Here is a 19,923-nt window from a genome sequence, read left to right on the forward strand (position 1 = left end):
CAAACCTTTAAACGACTCCCCCTCGAAATTGTCTAAAAAAGTACAAATAAATCAATAGTACACAATCTGCCAAGGCCACCTGTCTGGGATGCAAAGGAAGTCATCATCAAAGCCACAATTAAGACCAACCGGGTCAACCAATTGCTTACCCCAGATCATCAAACTAAAGAGAAGTAAAGGCAGCAACATCTGATTACTGCTATAAAGTTGAAACCAACGCAGTACAGATAGCAGCAAAAATAACCCTATCGGATCTGCAAATCTGAAGACGATCTGTGGGTAGATTTCAAACCTCACTCCACATTGCACAATGATGAACATCAACATGTAAAGAAGCAAAGTCCTACTCGCCTGACAATGCTTCAAAACAGACCATGATATTTTTCTCCTTTGGCAGGAAAGAACAACCGCTACCAACAAAAGAACTTCTGAAACCAAAACAGGTCGCTGAATTGAATAAGAGCTGAAAAAATTCATCTGACTTGTGTAATCCAGCAATTTGAGCCAGATCGGTTGTGCAAAAATAGTCAATACAACGACGAGCAATCCAAAGACGCCAATCTTCACGAGACGCGGCAACCTGGCCAAAGAACCTATGCCTTGCCAACTTGCAGGCATTGAGGCCAAAACAAGCATAGGGAAAGCCGTGAGATGACTAAATAAAGCCAAAACAGCAGAAGATAAAACAGGAAGTATTCGTATTTCAACAAAGCCCGAGGCACGTAGAAACAGTGGCACAGCCAGTAAAACTGCCCAAGCCTGTCGGGTGTGAGCGTTCTGCAAAAACCCTCTTAGGAATGGGCTTGTCAACAACAACAAAGCCCACCAGCCACCCCAGCCTGGCAATCGCCAACAACGGGAGAGAAAGATGGCCAAAACAGCGAAAAACGTCGCAACAAGCCCATGAATGGCTGCCATCCTGTAAGGAAGAACCTTGATGAAGGGAGCCAATATCCACCAAAAGGGCTCTCTAGGTAGATATACAACAAACTGGTCGATGTAATGATTCAACTTGGTGACATCGCTTGTACCCCATGAGGACAACGCGAAAAAAGCCGTAGTCACTAGACAAAAAAAGCCTACCGCAAGCCACCACCAAGACATCTTCTGGCGGACAGCCAACCAATTGATGCAAGTCGCAAAGAGCACTTGGCTGAAAAATAACAACGTCATCAACCATGGTGATGACATCACCTGATCAATCCGATAGGGGGACTCGCTCGGGAACATCAGCAAGAGACTCAAGAAAGTACTCCAATACATAGAATAATCAGATCTTTGAGTGACATAGCCAACGTCGAACATAAGCAACTGAAGTACATCCGCAAGACACTGAAGGTACTTATTAAGTGTTTGACGAAGCTAGGCGGTAAACAACAAGGATGGCAAGTTGATTTTCAAAACATTCCAACTCAGAAAAAAAATTAAGAACAAGAAGCTTTCTCCAAGCGAAAATGAAAAGGATTTTAATCAAATTTCTGATGCTTTTATAGTGCCCATCAGCTACCAAGTCGTGTTAACGGCATAAGGCCTTGACTATTGCTCCAATAGAACATCTAAAAGAACTTCAAAAAAACGTGCCCATCAAGGGTAAGGGCGGCGTAGACATCCCTTAAACAAGATAAGCAGATTGACAGGGATGCGCAAAAGCCGACGCAAAGTATGCCAATAACACAAATGCCAAGAGCGAACAACAAATTTACCCTCATGATCGGGAGGGAGGAGCTTGACAGGCAAAAGCTTTACGTGCAGATCTGGCAGCTCAAGGAAGCGTGACCAGAACACCTGCCGACGCAAATGCTGGAGTTCTGCAGCAGCTAAGCCATCAACTTTTGGAATCGTGCTGGGGTCACACCGCCATAGACCAGCAGCAACATATTCGTAACGACTGCCTGATCGCTGAGCTGTCCAAGGCATGTGAGCTGCAGCTACTCGGTTGCTCATTGCAGTAGCCCTATGCAGAGCAAAGCTACGCGAATTTTCCAAAGCAGTGGATTTGAGCTGAGGGGCTCGCAAACGGCTCACTCGTTCATGAATGGAGTGAGGAATCACCCCGATAGCTGCTTCTGGCATTAGCTGAACGGAATAGTTGAGGCTCTGCAACCTGGCCTTGAGGTCTTTGTCATCAAATCCATAGCCAACGAGAACTTCGTTGAAGCCTCCAACAGCTTCAAAAGATTCACGTGCCATTAAGAACTGTCCAAGGCGGCCATCCAGGCCAGAACCAAACCAACACCTTTCATAACCATCCGCAAAATATGCAAGAGGGTCAAGATCTTCTGGCCAGCAATCTGCATCTAGCTTGAGCAAAAGACTACCCCTTGCGAGTTGTGCTGCGAAGTTATAAGCACGGCATAGATTCCATCGCTCTTCCCGCTCGACGCGTTCCAAACGAATCCTGGAATCATCTGGCAACTGACTCCTTTGCACAGGATCTCGACTACTCCAATCCAGGACCAAATGTTCTTGATGATGGGGCCAAGCAGCTAATTGCTGAGCAGAGGTCAACAAATGATGTTGACGATTCATGCATACCGTAATAACACTCAAATCTCTAATCATGGCAAGGCCTCTAAAGCCGACAACATTCGTTTAGTACGCGCCTGGTAGGTGTACTGCGATGCCATCGCCAAGCGCACACTCTGATCAGGTCCATGACCAGCTAAGCAACCCGTCAAAGCTTTGGAGAAGGCCTCAGGTGTGTCATCGCACAACCAAGCAACAGAAGAAAACTCTCTTAAAGCATCAATCTCTGTAGCCACTACAGGCAAACCAGCGGATATGTACTCAAAGAATTTCATCGGGAACATGGCCTCCGTGTAAGGCGTCAACCGCAATGGCAACCACCCACATGCAAATCCTGCGCAATAGCGCGGCAAATCCTCATAAGATCTCTTACCGAGCAAATGGATATTTGGCTCCTTCTCAAGCAAGCTGATATCTGTAAAGGGCTCTCCCTCACAAGTAGGCCCAATAAACACGAACTGCCAAAGCGGCTTAGAACGAGCAACTGCTACAACTAATTCAAAATCCAGCTTGTAACTGCTCACAGCCCCGATAAAACCAATTCTGGGCAACGTTATAACTGCAAGGTCGCTAGGCAAGCCTGCCGATCCAACCTTCATCGCCTGCGCAAAATGATCCTGATTGGCAACATTGGGATCATATCTAATCCGTGCAGAATGCGGCTCAAGCTGACGTTTCAGTTGTGGAGAAGTCACAAACACTTGATCAACCAAGCGACATAGTCTTTGCTCTTCAGCTTCAATCACTTCCCGAGGCATACAAGGCTGTTCCTGCAATGCATCAACAGCGTGATAGATGCATAAAGAAAAGCCCTTCAAACTCAGAAACCTTGCCGTGAGAGGGTTATATGTCCATAACCAAGGTCGACGAAATTCAATAAACCAGAGAGCTAAACGCAACCCCATCGCAAGGCTGAGACGATTCAACTTCAAAGCAATTCCCTGATTACCACCTGGAAGAACTAAAGGAGACCAAACCCAGAGCCCTTTGCGGACTTGCCTGGGCAAGCTAAGACCACGTCTCAAACGACTAATAACACGTCGAAGATCACGCCCAGTGGGCTGAAACATCCGCAACCCAAGCGAATCTACATAAAGGATTCTGTGACCTTCATCTAAAAGAGAACAGGCCACATGTTGCTTATTAGTCCACAACGGATGATCCCAATCCGCTGTAGATACCAACACAACATCAGCCATCCTGAAGATTGACCAACTCCTCAAAAGATCGCGAACGATCCTTCAACTCATCGTAGGTGCCAGAAGCCACCACCCGACCTTGACTAAATTCATAAATTCGGTCACAAAAGCGAATTGTAGACAATCTATGAGCAATAACAATTGTCGTACAACGCCTTCCAATCAGCTCAAGTGATTCCATGACATCACTCTCCGTCTTGTTATCTAAAGCACTTGTAGCCTCATCTAGCACCAGTACTTTGGCACGCTTATAGAATGCTCTTGCTAAAGCCAATCTCTGGCGCTGACCACCGGAAAGGCGCATTCCATCTTCACCGATCCTTGTGAAAGCTCCAAAAGGCAAATCAGAGACAAATTCAGCCAACTGCGCCATCTCGAGACAGTCCCAGAAAACATCTTCATCAATGCATGCATCATCAATACCAAAGGCAACATTTGCACGCACACTTGCATCAAGAAGCCTGATATGTTGGGGAACAAAAGCACAACATTGCTGCCAGGCTTGAACCTCTTCCTGCCTAATATCTACACCATCAAGTAGTAAACTCCCTTTTTGAGCACGTAACAGGCCCAAAATAATATGAGCCGCCGTGGTCTTACCTCCTCCAGTGGTGCCAACCAGTGCCACTCTGGCCCCGACAGGAATAGTCAACTCAACATCCTCTAAGACCCAGTTAGAATGCTTTAAATACCTATAAGAAACTCCATTCAATTTAATCGTATAACGTGGCATAATTCCAGCAGGACTAACGGGGCCGGAAGATGAATCAAGCAAGCGATTAGGCTTAAGCTGAAGAAGATCAATGGCATTTTCTAGATCTGGCAGTGATCCTCTCAAGATGGTTACTGCTTTAAAAACAGCCTGTATTGGAGACGCTAGTCGCAATGATGCAAAGACCACGCCTACGAGAGCAGGCAATGCATCGCGTACAGAGTCTTGGCTCTCACCGCCAATCAAAAGCGGAAGAAGACCTAGTGCAAACAAAACAGTTACCCCTACAGGCTCAATTGCAAAGCGAGGTAAATTAGGCAGGATTTTTGATATACGATCATAGCGCTTGCCTTGAGATCCAATTTCCTCAAAACGACGAAGAAAGAAAACCTCAGAACCATGCAAATGAATATCACGAATAGACCTAGAGGATTCTAATAGTATTTGATTAACTCGTCGGCTATATACATACTTCTGCCTCGAGAGAAAGCGCATCCTTGGCGTAATCAACAAAGAAGCAATCGAATAGGCAAAAAGCAATAAGCCAAAAACAACAAGTGCAATCCACCCAAAAGCAACAATAACCCCGAAAGCTAAAATTGCAGCAGACAAGCTATTGCCAAAAATTGTTAATATTGGCATTACAATGTTATCCGAGACTTTACTCAATACACGGTTCAGACGCGTGAGTAACTTGGTAGAACTACTATCCTTAAAATAGTCAAACGGCTGCAACAAAAGATTTCCATAGATCTTGTTACCCAAGGCCGACCATATCTCCGCACTAACTCTGGCACCTATCAACTGGGTAAGGAATTTCAATCCAGTAGAGGCCCAGATCAAAACAATCAAGATCCCCACAATCCATAGCCCCCTATCCAGAGCATCACCTCCGAAAACCCTCACATTGGGGAGATTATCTGCGAGACTAGAGCCACTTAACGAACCCACTAACTTAGCAATCAAACCCACAAACAAAAGATCCCCCAATCCCACACCAATGGACATCAATAACAACAAAAAGAATCCTCTTAATTGCCTCTTAGGTAGATAACTAAGAATCCCCCTGACGTGTTTCAGGGTTGCACTGCGACCAAAGCTTCTCTTATGTTTAGCCACGTGAGATTCAGGCAAGTATCAACCTCACCTGATGAGATGCACACAACATAAGGCTGTACTTCCAAGCCCTATTGACCTTCAGTGCCAGCCAGCCAACCGATTGACCATCCCCAAGTCCCTTATTCGATGCAGCAGCTCATCAGAAAGGCAGAAGCAACAATTAGCTGCGAGAGATCAGCTTTCTCAAGAGCCTCAATAATCGACCAACCTTTCGATTGCATCGCAACACAAAAGGTGAAGACCTCCTGAGGGGCAGTTCATCTGACGGCATGGTCTCAATAGCAGCCAGCGCCGATCTCCAACGCGACATCAAAGCCGTTTCCGTATGTTCACTTAACAGCTGATTGAGCCGCTCCTGAGTTGGACGCCAAGCCGCCGGCTCTCGCACAGATTCGCAAATCCGCCGCACATCCCAGGCGAGACTGCCGCAACCAATCTGATGGCCCACCACACTCGGCTCAAGTGTATCGGCGAGCGCATGGTTGAAACTGCTGAACACAACGCAGCCGCAAGCCATCGCCTCCAGAGGGGGCAAACCAAAGCCCTCACTCAGGCCATTACTCCGCCAATACTCAGCCGAATCGTAGATATAAACCTTGGAATCGTTGAACAGAGCGACCAGATCCTCCACCCAGCCACTCTGAACCACAACCTTCAACCCCAGCTTTCTCAAGGCAGGAACCAATTGCCCCAGCACATAACGGCTACTCTTTCGCTCCTGCACCAAGACATCGATGGGGCGATCTCCAGCTTCAGCCACAGCTTCTCCAAGCCGAGCACCTCTCTCCAACCAATAGGGCTCTAAAGCATTAGGCACCAAAAACAGAGGGTTGCGAGGAGCCCGGTCACCCCAGTAGCCAAGGGTATTCCTGCTCACAGCGAAGACAGGAACCCCTGATGGAAGATCAAATCCATAACCGCTGCTATGGGCGTGATAAACCACATGCCGCCCCCTTAGACGCCGCAACAACTTCGGCACTTCAAACCCCCAGCTCACCACCCAAAGTATTTCCCCTTGAGCTGGTTCTTGCTGCAAAAGATCATCCAAAAACAGATAATCGTCCTGACGGTTCCGATAGGTCACCAAATCAGTAGGAATAAGCCTGTTCACCAACCTTGCGGTATGGAGCGCCACTGAAAGACCACCGCAGCGATAGCGATCAGTAGTCCCCGGAACCAGAAAAAAGACGCGACGCACAGGGGCGAGTGGACTAACCGATGCAGAACTATGCCGCAGTTTGCTCAAATCTGACGATTGCAAAGCTCCTCAGACCACCGCATCGTCGGTGCTGCCACCTCGTTGGCGGCACCGAGGAATCCACAAACAAGACCTTTCCAATTGCAGCCACCAGGTTGCGATAACTGGAGAGATAAACCACGTCTTTAAGGAAAGAGCTCACGAAATCAGTGTTCTCGGCCATCGTATGGGCTGCCTTAGTGCCTTCTCTGAGTGCGCTCGCAAGGGCTACCGCAATTGGGGAAACAAAGCTTTCAAAGGTGAAAGGACATGAAAAATAGCCGGTGCTTCATGAAGTCATCGATTGCAGAGAGTTAAGAAGAACCTCGCCGCCTTGTTGATTTGCATCAACAAGGCGGTACTAAAGCAACGAGCTCCAAAGGTGTATTAGTAGAGAAAGATCAAGGGGCTCACCCTCAAACCAACTGCAAATCTCTGGATCATCCCATCAGCAAATGAAGATGGATTGAGCGGCTGATATATGCGGACTCAAAACATGACCATTCAATCTGGCCCTGAGCAAACTCCAAGTGATTCATCTTGTAGGGACTGCATCCAGTCTCCTAAAGCGTACCAATCTTGCAGGATCAATCAGTGCCATGCCATTACGGTTGCGGCACTTTGATGTTGTCCCTGATGAGGAATCGCTCTGCCATGTCATGTCTATTGCTACTCGATCATCTCAAAACGATGAATACAGTCCTTGAAACTGTGCTCTCATGAGTTTGCAGCCATTGGCTGCACGGGTAGGGCGTTATGGACTAGTCGGACTAGCAGCTGCAGCCATACACGCAATGCTGCTGGTGCTCATGGCAAAGCTCATACCGTTCTGGCTGAGCAACCTCAGTGGCTTCTTGGCCGCCTCATTGATCAGCTATCTAGGCCATGCCCTGTACACCTTCCGTTCAGAAACAACTGGACAGCGCTTCGCACGTCGCTGGTTGCTTCTGCAGTTCAGTGTCAATGTCAGCGTGAGCGCACTGTTGCCATTGGCGCTCAGCCCTTGGGCTTCACTACCCATCACCACAGTGATGCTGGTTTTTACACCGACATTGCTCAATGCTTTGATCTGGTCAAGGGCCGCCCGATTCAGCATGCGCCGGCACCAACGATCTAACAAGACGAAGCCTCAACTGCATGCCGATGACCTAGGTCTCACCAACGCGACCAACACCGCCATCCTTGCTCTTGCTGCGGCCAGGCAGCTCGACAGCGCCAGCCTGCTGGTCAACGGCAATGCCGTTGAGTCCGCTATTGAACAATGTAGAAGCTACCCCAGCCTTCAACTTTGCTTGCACCTCTGCCTAAGCGAAGGTCGAGCAGTAGCGCCCACTCAACAAGTCTATGAACTCATTGATAATTCAGGGCGGCTCAAATGCTCTTTTGGGACGTTAATGCTGGCATCATGCCTACCTAAAAATGCACCAAAACGACGACGACTTGAAAGGCAAATTCGCTGTGAACTGAATTCTCAAGTCCAGCGATTTCGAGAACTCACTGGACTCACCATCATCGCCATTGATGGCCATCAACATGTGCATCTGGTGCCCATCGTGCTCGATGTGATCCTCGAACTAGCCCCTGAACAAGGCATCAGCTGGTTACGCACCACTGCTGAGCCCTTGCCCACTGGACTGTCATCACGCTTCTGGCTAATAGCTCTAACGAATGGTGGCTGGTTGAAGTGGCTTGTGCTGCAAACCCTCACTCGCATGGCTTTACCACGACTGCGCAAAGCGTTAGTAGCTACCAACGCCCGATTTGCCGGCGTACTTTTCACAGGGCGAATGGTGGATGCTCCGCTCAAAGCCGCTTGGCAAGAACTCAAATCTGTTTCATTCTCACCACCGCACACAAAACCTTTGCTGCTATCGCATCCAGCTGCAGCGCTAAAGCCAGAAGAGATTCATAAAGGCCTAACAGATTTCCCTTTATCTCGTACATTTTTCTCATCCTCATGGCGTCAAATGGAGTGGCAAGCAGTCAAAAAACTACAAGCCAGTGCCTCCACTCAAAGTGAACCGTGAATGGCCCTAATGAAATAGTGTGGTCTGGCTTTGGTATCCACATAGATCCGACCGATGTACTCGCCAAGTACACCGATACCAATCAATTGAATGCCCCCAAAAAACAGAACCGCCACAATGAGTGAGGCATAGCCAGGAAGATCAACTCCATTAAAAATCGTGATCAAAATGATAACTGCAGCGTAAAGTAAACTAATCAAGGAAACTACAAGGCCCAAAAAACTCCAAATCTTTAGAGGAATCACTGAGAAGGAAAAGATGCCGTCGAGTGCATAGCTCCATAGCTTCAGGGGGCTCCAGGAGCTACGACCTCCCATTCGTTTCACCCTGCTATAACTCAGCTCGAGACTGCGATATCCGGTCCAAGGAAGTAAACCTTTGGAGAAACGACTGAATTCGCGCATTTGAGTGAGGGCTTGCACAACTGGTGCACTGAGTAAACGAAAATCTCCTGCCCCATCAATCAGTTGAATGGAATCCACTACCCGATTGAAAACCCTGTAGAACCAGGAGGAAGTTGTTACTTTCAACCTTGATTCCTGATCACGATCGTCACGGACTGCAGTGACAACCTCAGCACCATCACGCCAAGCCTGAGCCATCTGCGTAATCAGCTCTGGCGGATGCTGAAGATCTGAATCAATCAGCACCACAGCATCGCAGTGACCCTGGGCATAATCCAAGCCAGCCAGCATTGCCGCTTCTTTACCAAAGTTCCTTGTGAGCTCCAACAAAGTGACTGGAATAGAAGCCTTAGAACCAACAAATCGCTGCTGCCATATGCGGATCTGAGCCACCGTGGCGTCACGTGAGCCATCATCCACCAGCAACAAATGACTGACTTCCGGCAAGGCCAGCACTCGTTCTATGAACTGACAGATCACAGCCTCTTCATTGAAACAAGCCGCTACTACCCAGATCTGACCAGGCAAACGCTCTGAGATTGATGACATCTCCATCACTCTCTATGGACGTAGAACTGCACTACTGAATTCGAGAAGAGTTTGGCAAGCTCAAGCTAAGTCTCTGAAGCCTGGTCGTCAGGGCCACCACCAAGGCATAGGCTCGCCTCAGCACGCGTCACCGTCGAGCACGTTTCCATGGCTCAGTTCGAGAAGCTCTCCACACCAAGCCAGGGCACGGCCATCCGCTTCGTGAACGGCCAGCCAGTCGTACCCAACGAGCCAATCATTCCCTTCATCCGCGGCGATGGCACAGGTGTCGACATCTGGCCCGCGACCCAAAGAGTGCTGGATGCAGCTGTAACAAAGGCCTATCAAGGGGTGCGTCGTATCGAATGGTTCAAGGTATATGCAGGCGACGAGGCCTGCGATCTCTACGGCACCTACCAGTACCTACCAGAGGACACCCTTGAAGCGATCCGCACCTATGGGGTCGCCATCAAAGGCCCCCTCACGACTCCAATCGGTGGCGGCATCCGTTCCCTCAATGTGGCCCTACGTCAAATCTTCGATTTGTATTCCTGCGTCCGCCCGTGTCGCTACTACAACGGCACACCCAGCCCCCACAAACGGCCTCAGGATCTTGATGTCATCGTCTACCGAGAAAATACGGAAGATATTTACATGGGGGTGGAATGGGAAGCCGATGATCCAGTCGGCCAGAAATTGCGCGAACATCTCAACGCAGTCGTCATTCCAGCCAACGGCAAGCTGGGCAAACGCCAGATTCCTGAAGGCTCAGGCATCGGCATCAAGCCGGTAAGCAAGCACGGCAGCCAGCGCCATATCCGCAAAGCGATCCAACATGCTCTTCGACTGAAGGGCGACAAACGCCACGTCACCTTGGTGCACAAAGGCAACATCATGAAGTTCACGGAAGGAGCCTTCCGTGACTGGGGTTATGAACTCGCCACAAGCGAGTTCCGCGATGTGTGCGTCACCGAACGAGAGAGCTGGATTCTCGGCAATCTTGAGAACGATCCAGAACTGACCATCCAAGCCAATGCCCGCATGATCGAACCTGGCTACGACAGCCTGACTCCTGAGAAAAAGGCCAGCATCGATGCCGAAGTACTCGCCGTGCTGGATGCCATCGGCACCAGTCATGGCAACGGCCAATGGAAAGCGATGGTGCTTGTCGATGACCGGATCGCCGACAGCATCTTCCAGCAGATCCAAACGCGGCCGCAGGAATACTCGATTCTCGCGACACTCAACCTCAATGGCGACTACATCTCCGACGCCGCTGCGGCGATGGTGGGCGGCTTAGGCATGGCCCCGGGAGCCAACATCGGCGAGAACGCTGCCATTTTCGAAGCAACCCACGGAACAGCACCCAAGCATGCCGGCCTTGATCGCATCAACCCTGGATCGGTCATCCTCAGCGGCGTGATGATGCTGGAGTTTCTGGGCTGGCAAGAAGCCGCAGACTTGATCACAAAAGGGCTAAGTGCTGCGATTGCCAATCAACAGATCACCTATGACCTGGCTCGCCTGATGGACCCGCCAGTAGAGCCTGTGAGCTGTAGTGGTTTCGCTGAAACGATCATCAAACGATTCTGAAACGCAACTAACCTTGCCCTTCAGCCATGCCTAGCCAGCCTTCAAAAGCTATCGCCGAATACAATCAATCGCTACATAAACAATAAGCCAAATCTCATAAATTCCAACTCGGAAATCAAGAGCTCTAAATCACTAAAATGGCAATCCAAAAAAAGAAATACTCAAAAAGTAATTTACAATTTCCATGGCCAATATTCCTCATAACAATTAGCAGCTTAATTGCAGGCATCGGAATATGCCTGGCAATCTGGATTCACAAAAACAACCACTTACTACCAACAGCCAATTCAAGTGAAGGCAAAGCTTTAATTCGCTTATATCTCGGATACGCACACGACCTCTTTCTAATATTCATATTAACCGGGACGTACAAGCTGACAGTGCTTGCACGTCGACATTACAAAAAGAACAAAAGTCAATATCAATCAACTCGCCCTTTCTTGAAAAACTTAATCGAATTCGGAAGCAAGAATCCACTGACTTCAATCCTTCTTGCCTGCTATGCAATAGCAATAATCTATGGTTCTTCCTACCTTTACTTCGACATGATTGGCTGGTATCCAGACCTAATCAATGGAAACCTGTTAGATAATTTTTCAATCCGCTACAGTTTTGTCAACGAAACAATGAGGAGAAGCGATTTTCGCTTTTTCCCACTAGCCCATCAGGATTTACACATTCTTAGCTGGTTCACAGTTCAAATCAAGACCTGGCTACTTTTTTGCTCATTCCAGCTTTTTTTAATAGTTTTCTTTTGCACAAAAATCGTCGAAAACCTTTCAATAAAAGGAAAAGCTAATCAGTCAAGCTTAGCAATATTTATCACCATAATCCTTCTCTTTCACCCTTCTACAGTATTTACGTTTTTCCACGTCATCTACTCCGAGAGAACAGTGGGAACACTTTTTGCAGCCTATTTATATTGCTACATTAGACACGCTAAAGAGAATAAAAATACAACTTTCTACACGGCAATTATTCTCGCATCAATAGGATCTTTAACTAAAGATATAGCCATCCTTCTCTTCGTAACGCCTTCTATCGTGAATCTTGCGCTAGAGGCGAAGAAGATGTCAGCTTTTGGCCCGAACCATCTTAAAGGCCTATTCAGCAAACTCTTAAAAAGCAACAAGCTGGATCTCTACATTCTTCTTCTTATTCCAGTATTCATTGCAAGCTATGTAGTTCTCTCCTTAATTCCAGGAGTTTATGCAAGTGAAGGTCTTTACATTGAGGGGAATCAACTCAATCTGAATCTCGACATTCGGATCACAGCTTTAGGCCTCATAACCATCACAAGGTTATGGATGGCTATAAAAAAATTAGTCACATTAAACATACTTGATTCTTTTAATATTGCTGCGTTTATTTATGGGACAGCTCTTCTTGGCCTAACACGCCTGAAAGCAGACGACTATCAATCATTTCCCCTCCAAATAGTCATTATCATCAATGCTGCTTATGCATGGTCAAAATGGATTGAGCCATGGATTAAAAATCACTTAAATACGAATAAACCTCTTTTCACCAGCATAATATTTGCGGCTGGAATTCTCATATGCGAACACTTGCAGTTCTCAGCGCTCAGGATTTCAAGCGTTTACAAAACTGCAAAATGGATAAAACTAGAGCAAATTTCTAATCAAGCAAATTTCGAACATTTGGATGAAACCCTTAGACAGATCAAAAGAATTGGCAACGAGGTCAACCTCATTATCAACGAGAAATCGAGGCTTTCACGCGAGCGGTTCCTGGGACAATTAAAATATGATAGGCTGATTGAATACGATTCAAAGACAAAAACTTATTTAATTAAGGACGGTATCAACAAGGGTCAAAGGTACTTACCTAAATCAGGAGACATTGTTGCAAGCATTGACCAAAACAAAAGCCTGCTAGATCCAATTTTAGAACAAAGGCAGTTTACGATTATCTACAAAGATCAGATTGTGCCTAACAAAGGATTATTTGTCCGCTTAAAATAAGCTCCTGATACCTTTCAAAAGGTTGATCTGCAATACTGATTCAAATTTGCAAGCAATGCCCATACCTCGAACTCTTGGGAGCCCAAAAATCCAGGATATTTTCCATCAAATTGGCAGTGCATCTAAATGCTAGCGGCAATATTTATCCTGAGTAAGTAGCATGAGCAAGAAATCATAAAGTTGGTGCCAAAAAGCAAATCTTCAGGCAACAGCCAACGGTATTGAGAACGATCGCCAATAGTGATGGCACATACTGCCGGCATGCGACAGAGCGACATGGAAGTCGCCAGACTCAAAGCATGACCTCTGTTGACGTCACGCCAAACCAAAATGACAAGGTCTTGAGCCGTCTCCCAGCAGACGCCACCGACCCCTGCGTGCACTGTGGTTTCTGCCTGCCAACCTGCGCAAGTTACCGAGTGTTGGGCACTGAAATGGATTCACCACGAGGGCGAATCCATACCCTCAAGGCGATCGACAACGGTGAGCTGGAGCTTGATGCCACCGTCGCTAGCCACTTCGACTCCTGCCTAGGCTGCTTTGCCTGTGTGAGTGCCTGCCCCTCAGGCGTTCGCTACGACCAGCTCATCGAGGCCACGCGCCCTTTACTGAACCAAGCAGAACTGCGCAGCCCCTGCCAGAACCACTTTCGTCAAGTTCTACTGAAGTTGCTCCCCTATCCCGGCCGACTGCGCGCCCTTCTGCAACCTTTGCGTGCCTACGCGGGGACACCAATACAAGCACTCAGCCGCCGCCTCGGTATCAACAAAATTCTAGGGCCCCAACTCGAAGCGATGGAGGCCTTGTTGCCTGCTCTTGCAGCAGAAAATTTTCAGGACGATCTGCAGGTTCTCCACCCCGCAACAGGTCAACGCCGCAGCAGAGTGGGGCTTGTTCTTGGCTGTGTGCAACGTTGCTTCGATCCCAACGTGAACCAAGCCACTATTGCCGTGCTGCAAGCCAATGGCTTTGAAGTCGTTGTGCCAAAAGATCAAGGCTGCTGCGGCGCCGTCTCCCACCACCAGGGGCAACTCAACCAAACCCGAGAGCTAGCCAAGAAGCTTGTCAAAAGCTTTGCCAATGTTGTCGGCCCAGGGCGACCTGCTGGAGCCGAGCCCTTAGAGGCTGTGCTGGTGGCCGCCTCGGGCTGTGGCCACACCATGAAGGCCTACGGCGAACTCCTCAACGCAACAGCAAGCTTCAACATTCCCGTCTTCGATGTGCATGAATTCCTGGCGGAACACGGTCTCGACAGCAACTTTCAGCAAAACCTTCAGCCTCTTGCCCATCACAATGGGCAGCCTGCCAGCCCCCAAACTCCTCTGAAAGTTGTTTACCACGATGCCTGCCACATGATTCATGGCCAAGGAATCCAAGCCCAACCAAGACAACTATTGAAGGCCATTCCCCATCTAGTTTTGAGTGAAGCCACAGAAGCAGGAGTTTGCTGTGGGAGCGCCGGAATTTATAACTTGGTCAACCCGCAAGAAGCTGCCGAGCTGGGGAGAATCAAGGTTGCTGACCTCAGCAACACTGGAGCTGAACTGATTGCCAGCGCCAACATTGGCTGCACCTTGCAACTCCGCCGTCATCTGAATGGTGATGTAGCAGTTGCCCATCCAATGGAACTACTGGCCTGTGCCGCCGGCCTCCATCAAACGCCAGGCGGTCAACAGCGTGGTTTCATTGCCAAGATTTCCGGGGAAGGTAAGGATCGGCAGATCAACCAAGCCATCTCCAGCTAAAGGCCGCACCAACGACAAGCCTGGCAAGATTTGCCCCTCAAGCTGCACTATCTCCAAGCCCAGCCCTTCTGCCAAGAGAGTGTGGGTTGTAATTCCACCCTTACTGATCAAATAGCCCAACCTCGGCGCGAGAGCAGCCGCCAGACGAGCCATCAATTGAGCCAAAGCAACGCCAAAGCTCAGCCTTGCCGCTGATGTTGAGCAATCCAATTCACCGCGACTCGTAAACAACACCGGTGTACGACCGATGGCAAGCGCCTCGCCAAGCTGATTGAAGCAATGCTGCTCCAATTCAGCCAAGCGCCCATCAGACACGCCCCTCTGCAAGATCTGCGCCAAGCGGGGAACTGGCAATTCAACCCCCATGCACTCTGGCGCCTCGAGTAAACATTCCAACTGAGCATCAGCCAAAGGAACGTGGGAACCAACCATCACCAACCCAGGCCATCGTTGACCTAAGTGATCGCTACGTCGCATGCCAACCAAACCATCAGCAGCAAGAGGTTGGGGTGCAAGATCTGCCAACGCATTGAGCAAGCTTGCTGCAGAGCGAAACAGAAAACGCTTATGACCAAGCAACTGCCTGACCGCTTCTGCTAAGGCCAGCAATTGCTCAGAACGCTCCGCATCCACCACCACAGACTGATTGTGATGAAGCCGAGCCAACCAACGACGCAACTCTGTGCGGCCTGTCTGCAATGGCTTCGCAGCATCTTGATTGTCAACAGCCGCATCCAACTGCGCAAGGCAGAGGCGCTGAACAGTTTGAGCTCGGATCTGCCCACCACTTTTCTCCTCTAGCCAAGCAGGGAGATCACTTGTGCTGTAACCAAACAAGCGATCTTTGGCAAAAGCACTGGAATGCACTGGCTTGCCATCAAGCAAATGCACGCCATTCACCGTGGTACGCCCTCCTTCGAGGAAGGCAGGAACATGCAGCGTCGCATCGAAGGGGCCAAGCTCCTCAGCGATCACCTCAGGCTCCAAAACGCCATGACCGCGCAGCGTGGAGTCACCGCGACTGACCACAACAACTTCAGCTGGAGACATGCCTTCCGCCGCGAATGCTTGCCGCAAAGCAGAACAAATCTCACGATTGCGGGATGCCGCCTGATCAGGGGCTAACGCACGTGTGTTGGCCAGCACAAACAAGAGTGGCGAAGGGTGGCGCAACCCATGCCGCAACACATCAACATCCCAGCGCAGCAGCAGCAGACAGCCATGCACAGTCTGGGAGCCGGTGGGGTCGTCATCAAGCACCACAATCTTCATGGCACCATCGTGACGTGAACACGTTCTTCGCCGATACCGCCAACGTGCCAGCACCTGCTACGGCAGATGAACTGGCCGATCTTGTTGCGGGGCTGCATGCGGCAGCAACCCCCTGGCTGCCCTGTGGTCTTGGCAGCCGTCTGCAATGGGGGCCGCCTGTGGAGATACCTTCACAACCAATCAGTGTGAGTGGTCTCAATCGCATCCTTGATCACGCTGTCGACGACCTCACGATCACTGTTGAAGCCGGCCTGCCGCTGGCAGAACTACAAATGGTTTTGAAAGAACGCCATCAATGGCTAGCCGTCAACTGGCCCAGGGGAAGCCAAGCCAATACAGATCCCAACAGTGCAGGAAGTTTGGGTGGGTTGGTGGCTCGTGGCCTCGCCGGCGGTTTGCGACAGCGGCATCTGGGTATCCGCGACCAACTGATCGGAATCGGACTCATGCGGAGCGATGGCATTGCTGCGCATGCTGGAGGCCGGGTAGTCAAAAACGTGGCTGGCTATGACCTCATGCGCCTGCTGTGCGGCAGTTGGGGCAGCTTGGCTCTGATCACGGAACTCACTCTGCGCTGCCAACCAATCCGCCCAGCACACATCGGCCTTCGCCTTGATGGTTCTCTGGAAGCACTGGAAGCATGGCGAGCTGCACTATTGCGCACCAGCTTCACCCCAGAATACTGCGATTGGATCAAAACAGATTTAGAAGACTGGCATCTCAACATCGGCGTGGCCAGCGTGAGCGATCAAGCCGTCAACGACCAAATAGGCCACCTCAAAGCCCTCGCCAATCAACATCAACTGGGCACAAAACAGCTTGACTGGCTCGGCCCCCATCAAGAGCCACACCCATCTGAAGGATCTTTCGATAGCAGCCACTGGCTGGTACGGGTAGCGCTGCGACCAAGCAACATTCACCGGCTGATCGCCAGCAAAGAACTGCAAGCCCTCAACGGCTGGCATTGGCAGCTTGCCGCTGGCGCTGGCATCGGCGACGGCTGGCAAATATCACCAGCCAACGCCAAAGGAATCAGCCAAAGCGAGGATCTCAACGCGCTGCGCCACGAGATTGCTCGCCTCGGTGGCCAGCTCACACTCCTGCAGCAGCCCAGTCAAGCTGGCGATCACCTCCCTGCTTGGCTGGATGCACCTTCAAGGCCACTGATTGAAGCTGTGAAGAAACAATTCGATCCGAAGCAACAACTAGCAAGAGGCCGATTGCCAGGAGTTTGTGGTTAATCAACGGCCAAGTAGACATGGCGGAATGCCTCAATAAAGCATCGAGAAGAGGGCTATCTTATCAAACTTAAACCCTGAAGATGGCACTAGCATATAAACAACTACCAGGCACAAGATCTAAACGGCCAGACCTCTTCCCAAGTCTTTAATCGCACCCAAGTATATCAATCAATTAACTTAAACCCTAAAAGATTAGATCCAAGCCATGACCACCGCAGAGATCAACATATCCCATATTAAACTTTTAGAAAATGATTAGACCATCAAGGCCAAGACTCCAAGTCCTTTGCGCAAGGATGCATGCAAGGCAAGTCCAATCAAGGTAGATTAATTTAAATCTTATGGCATGGCCGAATACGAGCCAAAAGGCAGAAGCTTGGCCAGCCAATATCAATTCAGACTATGCGTACTCAATCTGAAAATGAAGATATTTTCACTGGGGATTAAAGTTGCATCAATAGGGAAAATGGATCAACAATTAACCAAGGCACATCTCAGCCTCTGCTGGCCACCAGCTTCGATCTCCAACTTTCGATCCCCACTAATCAAAGCCTCACGCGGCCCAGTCCAAGGCTCAAGGCATACCATCTGCCGCGGTGGATCAGTCCACACCACAGTGAGATCCATGGGATTCTCATGCTGAAGCTGCAGAGATCTCTCACAGGCTTCATCCACAAGGGTGACTGGCCCCGCAGGGCGAGTCAAGAAGTCCACCCCCTCAGTTAAAGCTGCCAATTGGATGGAGGTTTCAGCTTCTGCCATCTGCAAATGATTGAGACATGAATTTGGTAAGCCTTCGAGGCGAACCTTGTTCAAATCAGTCACCTTGAAATAAGGGTGTAAACCAAAACTGAAGGGCATCGCAACTTGACTACGGTTATGTACATTTACCTCGATCTCTAAAGCATTGCGAATCGGACGCACCACCATCTCAAGCAAAAAAGCAAATGGATAAGCAGCACGCGTCTCTTCACTATCACCAAGGCTAAGCTTCACGCCACTGTGATCTTCTAATAACTGCAATTCCCAGGGCTGATCCCTAGCAAAACCATGCTGTTTAAGAATGAACTCACCACTTGGCAAGGATAATAAATCGTCTGGCAGGTTTCCGCAGATGGGAAACAACACTGGAATGCCTCCGCGAATACTTTTCTCTGGATCTGCAAAACGCTCCTGATCCAAATAGAGCAGCTCATGGCCATTACAACACCAATCAGTTACTAAACCACCTCGCTCAGGCACAATCCGCAAACGATCACCACTTTCTGGGTGCAGATACTGCCAATGAGGATAGGGACTCTGCTTGCGTAGAAGAGGAGAACTATGGCCTTCAATCATTCCTAATTCAAGCAATACTCAAACCATTTAGCCACTCCAGCAATTCAGAATTCACCAAGTCAGGCACCTCATCATGAGGGCAATGTCCAGCATTTAAAAGCACCTCTTTCACTTCCAAAGAAGCTTCTCTGGCATATGTGCGAAACTTATCTTGCTTAGCTTTTGCATTCCTCAACCAAGGATCACCATCACCCCAGAGCAATAAAAGAGGAGCTTGCAAATCATTGAACAATTCATCAATAGCCTTACCCCTAAGCCCACGTGCCTGAAAAACATTGCGAAACACTTGGAATGCGCCTGGATCCAGAGAAGGCCTACGAATCGACTCAATTAGATCATCATCAACATTGGCAGGGTCTATATAAACCTGCTGGAGAGTCTTGCGAATGACACCAGGCCTGCGCAGATTCTCAAAGATCATTCTCTGGATCAAGGGATATATCAACCACTTCACCACAAGATCCCTTGAAAGACCTTGCCCAATCATCTGGCGAAGCCTCGAACTCATGTCTTTTGGTTTTGGAGAAGACTTCTCATCACTGAAATAACCAGCAGCATTCAGTAAAACCACTCCGGCCGATTGCGATTCAAGAGCAGCAGCTGCAGCCAAGGCTGCATAACCTCCCAGCGAATTGCCAACAATCACAGTGGGCCTTCCAATCCGCTCATTGACATATGCAACCAACTGGTCTTTCCAAAGGTCCCCGCCATAATCGAGCCCACCAGGTTTGGCACTACGACCAAAGCCAAGCAGGTCTATGGCATGCACCTCATGGGTGAGAGAAAGCTTGGGAATGTTGTGGCGCCAGTGATCGGTAGAAGCCCCGAAACCATGCACCAACAACAATGCCGGCCGTTGGCGTCCCCCATGCTCAACATCCTGATCTGGGATGCGTTGTAAGCAATGAACATCGTGCCCCAGATGGCTCCAGGAAGCATTAAGAACGGCAGATGGAGCTGACGTCACAACGGCGACGGTGGCGAAAGTTGATGGTAG

Annotated in this window: 14 protein-coding genes and 1 pseudogene; 5 read left to right on the forward strand and 10 right to left on the reverse strand. The window is 49.3% G+C overall.

From position 1 onward, the window contains the following. Positions 1–51: 51 nt before the first annotated feature. The 6 genes and pseudogenes from SIB41_RS09550 to SIB41_RS09575 form a co-directional block, all read right to left on the reverse strand. Entirely contained in the window at positions 52–1,230 is a 1,179-nt protein-coding gene (locus SIB41_RS09550; protein ID WP_413358463.1) for a hypothetical protein, read from the reverse strand. Positions 1,231–1,584: 354 nt separating this feature from the next. Further along, a complete protein-coding gene (locus SIB41_RS09555; protein WP_074160307.1) occupies positions 1,585–2,562 on the reverse strand; it encodes a glycosyltransferase family 2 protein in 978 nt (325 codons plus the stop codon). Beyond that, complete coding sequence (locus SIB41_RS09560; protein WP_413358465.1) at positions 2,559–3,725, reverse strand: glycosyltransferase; 1,167 nt, start codon at positions 3,723–3,725, stop codon at positions 2,559–2,561. Before SIB41_RS09560 ends, SIB41_RS09555 begins: the two co-directional genes overlap by 4 nt. Continuing rightward, positions 3,718–5,571 carry an ABC transporter ATP-binding protein gene (locus SIB41_RS09565; RefSeq protein WP_413358467.1) on the reverse strand — a complete coding sequence of 618 codons (1,854 nt, stop codon included), beginning with the start codon at positions 5,569–5,571 and terminating at the stop codon, positions 3,718–3,720. The genes SIB41_RS09560 and SIB41_RS09565 overlap by 8 nt, the downstream gene beginning before the upstream one ends. Positions 5,572–5,716: 145 nt before the next feature. Further along, positions 5,717–6,793 carry a glycosyltransferase gene (locus tag SIB41_RS09570; protein ID WP_413361501.1) on the reverse strand — a complete coding sequence of 359 codons (1,077 nt, stop codon included), beginning with the start codon at positions 6,791–6,793 and terminating at the stop codon, positions 5,717–5,719. A 106-nt stretch (positions 6,794–6,899) separates the two neighbouring features. Next, a pseudogene (locus SIB41_RS09575) lies at positions 6,900–7,031 on the reverse strand (biliverdin-producing heme oxygenase); the annotation flags it as partial. 481 nt (positions 7,032–7,512) lie between these two features. Here SIB41_RS09575 and SIB41_RS09580 point away from each other — a divergent pair. Then, positions 7,513–8,820, forward strand: coding sequence for a ChbG/HpnK family deacetylase (locus SIB41_RS09580; RefSeq protein ID WP_413358469.1), 1,308 nt, complete (start codon positions 7,513–7,515; stop codon positions 8,818–8,820). On the opposite strand, the gene SIB41_RS09585 is transcribed toward SIB41_RS09580, so the two are convergent. Beyond that, positions 8,805–9,779, reverse strand: coding sequence for a glycosyltransferase family 2 protein (locus SIB41_RS09585; protein WP_063420521.1), 975 nt, complete (start codon positions 9,777–9,779; stop codon positions 8,805–8,807). The genes SIB41_RS09580 and SIB41_RS09585 overlap by 16 nt on opposite strands. Positions 9,780–9,920: 141 nt before the next feature. On the opposite strand from SIB41_RS09585, the gene SIB41_RS09590 reads away from it, so the two are divergent. The 3 genes from SIB41_RS09590 to SIB41_RS09600 all read left to right on the forward strand — a co-directional run bounded on the left by SIB41_RS09590 (position 9,921) and on the right by SIB41_RS09600 (position 15,075). Continuing rightward, the gene (locus SIB41_RS09590) at positions 9,921–11,345 is read left to right on the forward strand and encodes an NADP-dependent isocitrate dehydrogenase (protein WP_063400973.1); all 1,425 of its coding nucleotides are present in this window, start codon (positions 9,921–9,923) and stop codon (positions 11,343–11,345) included. A gap of 137 nt (positions 11,346–11,482) precedes the next feature. Continuing rightward, the gene (locus SIB41_RS09595; protein ID WP_413358470.1) at positions 11,483–13,330 is read left to right on the forward strand and encodes a hypothetical protein; all 1,848 of its coding nucleotides are present in this window, start codon (positions 11,483–11,485) and stop codon (positions 13,328–13,330) included. Between the two features lie 299 nt (positions 13,331–13,629). Beyond that, entirely contained in the window at positions 13,630–15,075 is a 1,446-nt protein-coding gene (locus SIB41_RS09600) for a (Fe-S)-binding protein (protein WP_413358473.1), read from the forward strand. Here SIB41_RS09600 and SIB41_RS09605 read toward each other — a convergent pair. Then, complete coding sequence (locus tag SIB41_RS09605; protein ID WP_413358476.1) at positions 14,959–16,347, reverse strand: four-carbon acid sugar kinase family protein; 1,389 nt, start codon at positions 16,345–16,347, stop codon at positions 14,959–14,961. The genes SIB41_RS09600 and SIB41_RS09605 overlap by 117 nt on opposite strands. A 14-nt stretch (positions 16,348–16,361) precedes the next feature. On the opposite strand from SIB41_RS09605, the gene SIB41_RS09610 reads away from it, so the two are divergent. Beyond that, positions 16,362–17,588 (forward strand): FAD-binding oxidoreductase, encoded by a 1,227-nt coding sequence (locus tag SIB41_RS09610; RefSeq protein ID WP_413358479.1) that lies wholly within the window; start codon positions 16,362–16,364, stop codon positions 17,586–17,588. 471 nt (positions 17,589–18,059) lie between these two features. Here the strand turns inward: SIB41_RS09610 and SIB41_RS09615 are convergent, their stop codons facing one another. Both SIB41_RS09615 and SIB41_RS09620 read right to left on the reverse strand, forming a co-directional pair. Beyond that, positions 18,060–18,926 (reverse strand): galactose mutarotase, encoded by an 867-nt coding sequence (locus SIB41_RS09615; RefSeq protein ID WP_413358481.1) that lies wholly within the window; start codon positions 18,924–18,926, stop codon positions 18,060–18,062. 7 nt (positions 18,927–18,933) lie between these two features. Beyond that, positions 18,934–19,893 (reverse strand): alpha/beta fold hydrolase, encoded by a 960-nt coding sequence (locus tag SIB41_RS09620; RefSeq protein WP_413358483.1) that lies wholly within the window; start codon positions 19,891–19,893, stop codon positions 18,934–18,936. Positions 19,894–19,923: the final 30 nt, after the last annotated feature.

The organism is Prochlorococcus sp. MIT 1201, assembly GCF_047303415.1.
Lineage (GTDB): Bacteria > Cyanobacteriota > Cyanobacteriia > PCC-6307 > Cyanobiaceae > Prochlorococcus > Prochlorococcus marinus_D.